Genomic DNA, 2,032 nt, shown 5'->3' with positions numbered 1-2,032 from the left:
TGGGCTAAGCGTTTGGCTTAGCTCTTTATCTCTGTGTTGCAATGGTTTATTACTTTAAATCAGCGCAAAAGATTAAAGCCTGTTGCAGCACAGAGGCCTAAAGATGTTTGGTTAGTTGAGCTTGTATTTAGATTTAATAAATTCAAATAATTCTTTAAAAAGAGGATGCCATTCTTCTGTTGGAGGGTTTAAAAAAGGATGCCAGAAAAAATCGAAAGTTAATCCATTATCATCTTCACAAAAATGTGACCATTTATCTTTTAAAGCCTCATGTGTACTACACACAAAAACATGCCAATCAGGCCCTGCCTCTGAAGGAATATGTTTACCTAGGTATGAATGAATTTGAGCACTCTTTATTCCAGATTCTTCATAAAGCTCACGCAAAGCGGCGTGTTCTAACTGTTCTTGATGCTCCACGGTGCCTTTAACGATTTGAATTCCTGCTAACAGATGTCTAAATACTAAAATCTCCAAGTTATTATTTATTTCCCTAAATACCACAGGAACCACTTTTTCTATTAAAGTCATGATCATTTTCTTCTTTAAATTTAAGTGGATATTATAAAACTTAGTAAAATCTCAGCAACTTTATAATCAATCAAGCTATTCTGTGCTTACATTAAATTTTTGAACATTTATTAGAATGAACTATACATGGGACGAATTTGAGCAAAGACTTAACACCTATAGAGATGTAACTATTGATCTTGCAAGAATCTTGGATGCGTATGAACTTCAAATAAAAGAACTTCTTCAACAAATCCAATTATTAACTTATGAAGATTCTCTACCTATATTTAATCAGTTATATGAAATACAGGCACATTTAGCTACTGCCAAATTCCGCTATGATCTCGAATTAAATGAAGCTTTGGATATATTTGTTTATCATTTTGATAGAGATGACAAAGAGCTTATAAGCCAATATTGGTATAAAGAATTTAAGAAAAACAAAGATATTCTTTGGCCTTTACCTCAAAATGAATAATGGCTTGTACGTTTTAACCTACAAACTTTTAGGGATTTTGCGGATTGGCGACACCCCTCTTTTTTCCTAATATGAACTCATACAGGAACAGGATGTTCCGGAACATAAAACAACAATAATAGGTTCAAGCACCAGGAGCGTGAGATACGACAGGAGTCATATCTAGCAACCAAATACGAAAAAGCTCGACAGGATGTCGGGCTTTTTTTATTGGTGTTTAAAAATGCTCTAAAAGAAAATTCTTATATTGTTTTATTCACAATATACCTTTGAACTACTTGGTTGAGAGTAATTTCAGAATGAAGACGACCATTGTTTGCTTGAATAGTTTTTGCAGAAGCTAAATTAGATTTATAACAATGTATATGTAACTCCGTTAGGCCTAACTTCCATGCCTCCTGAATTGTAAGCTCTAACAATTTCGAGCCAAAATTCTGCCCACGTTTAGAAGGACGAATACCTAAACCAATATGTCCACCACAATATTCAATCTGTTCATTGAGTTTAAGTCGCAAGTTAGACGCGCCAATAATTTCATTACCTTCTACTAACCAATATGTAATGTTGGGAACATGCCCTTCTTCTAGGGATTCCCCTTTTTCATAATCTCTCAGTTTATTCAAAAATGATTCAAAATTTGTATGGTCAAACTCCGTTGTCAAAGGGTGACGATCTTCATCTGCTAATTCATTAATATAGTTGCTATAGCTCTCTTTAAATTTTAAATGAGGTTTTACCAACATAACGGTCATTTATTGATTACTCCCGATAAAATTGTTCTTTTTACAACCAAACTTAAACATAACATATTGTTATTAATGGCAACTCTTATTCTTCTCAGCATCTTCAATGATTAGGTATAAAAGTAAGCCTCCTCTATTCGCCCCCTCTGTAACTACAAAATGCCTCACACCATGTTTCAATGTACGTTTTATCCTACAAACTTTTAGGGATTTTGCGGATTGGCGATATCCCTCTTTTTTCCTAATATGAACTCATACAGGAACAGGATGTTCCGGAACATAAAACAACAATAATAGG

Annotated in this window: 3 protein-coding genes; 1 reads left to right on the top strand and 2 read right to left on the bottom strand. The window is 33.9% G+C overall.

The annotated features are described in order from the left end of the window. Positions 1 to 111 precede the first annotated feature (111 nt). Positions 112 to 531 carry an NUDIX hydrolase gene (locus tag J536_RS24125; protein WP_032063271.1) on the bottom strand — a complete coding sequence of 140 codons (420 nt, stop codon included), beginning with the start codon at positions 529 to 531 and terminating at the stop codon, positions 112 to 114. A 115-nt stretch (positions 532 to 646) separates the two neighbouring features. Here J536_RS24125 and J536_RS24120 point away from each other — a divergent pair, with 115 nt between their 5' ends. Further along, complete coding sequence (locus tag J536_RS24120) at positions 647 to 991, top strand: hypothetical protein (RefSeq protein WP_032063270.1); 345 nt, start codon at positions 647 to 649, stop codon at positions 989 to 991. Positions 992 to 1,233: 242 nt separating this feature from the next. Here J536_RS24120 and J536_RS24115 read toward each other — a convergent pair whose 3' ends face one another. Continuing rightward, positions 1,234 to 1,743 carry a GNAT family N-acetyltransferase gene (locus J536_RS24115; RefSeq protein WP_032064250.1) on the bottom strand — a complete coding sequence of 170 codons (510 nt, stop codon included), beginning with the start codon at positions 1,741 to 1,743 and terminating at the stop codon, positions 1,234 to 1,236. Positions 1,744 to 2,032: the final 289 nt, after the last annotated feature.

This window comes from Acinetobacter sp. 809848 (assembly GCF_000581275.1).
Taxonomy (GTDB): domain Bacteria; phylum Pseudomonadota; class Gammaproteobacteria; order Pseudomonadales; family Moraxellaceae; genus Acinetobacter; species Acinetobacter pittii.
The sequence above is the reverse complement of the archived record's forward strand: the minus strand, read 5'-3'. Positions and strand labels throughout refer to the sequence as shown.

Excerpts from the sequence above, each read along its gene's own strand:
- J536_RS24125 (WP_032063271.1), bottom strand. The coding sequence starts at position 531 with ATGACTTTAATAGAAAAAGTGGTTCCTGTGGTATTTAGGGAAATAAAT.
- J536_RS24120 (WP_032063270.1), top strand. The coding sequence starts at position 647 with ATGAACTATACATGGGACGAATTTGAGCAAAGACTTAACACCTATAGA.
- J536_RS24115 (WP_032064250.1), bottom strand. The coding sequence starts at position 1,743 with ATGACCGTTATGTTGGTAAAACCTCATTTAAAATTTAAAGAGAGCTAT.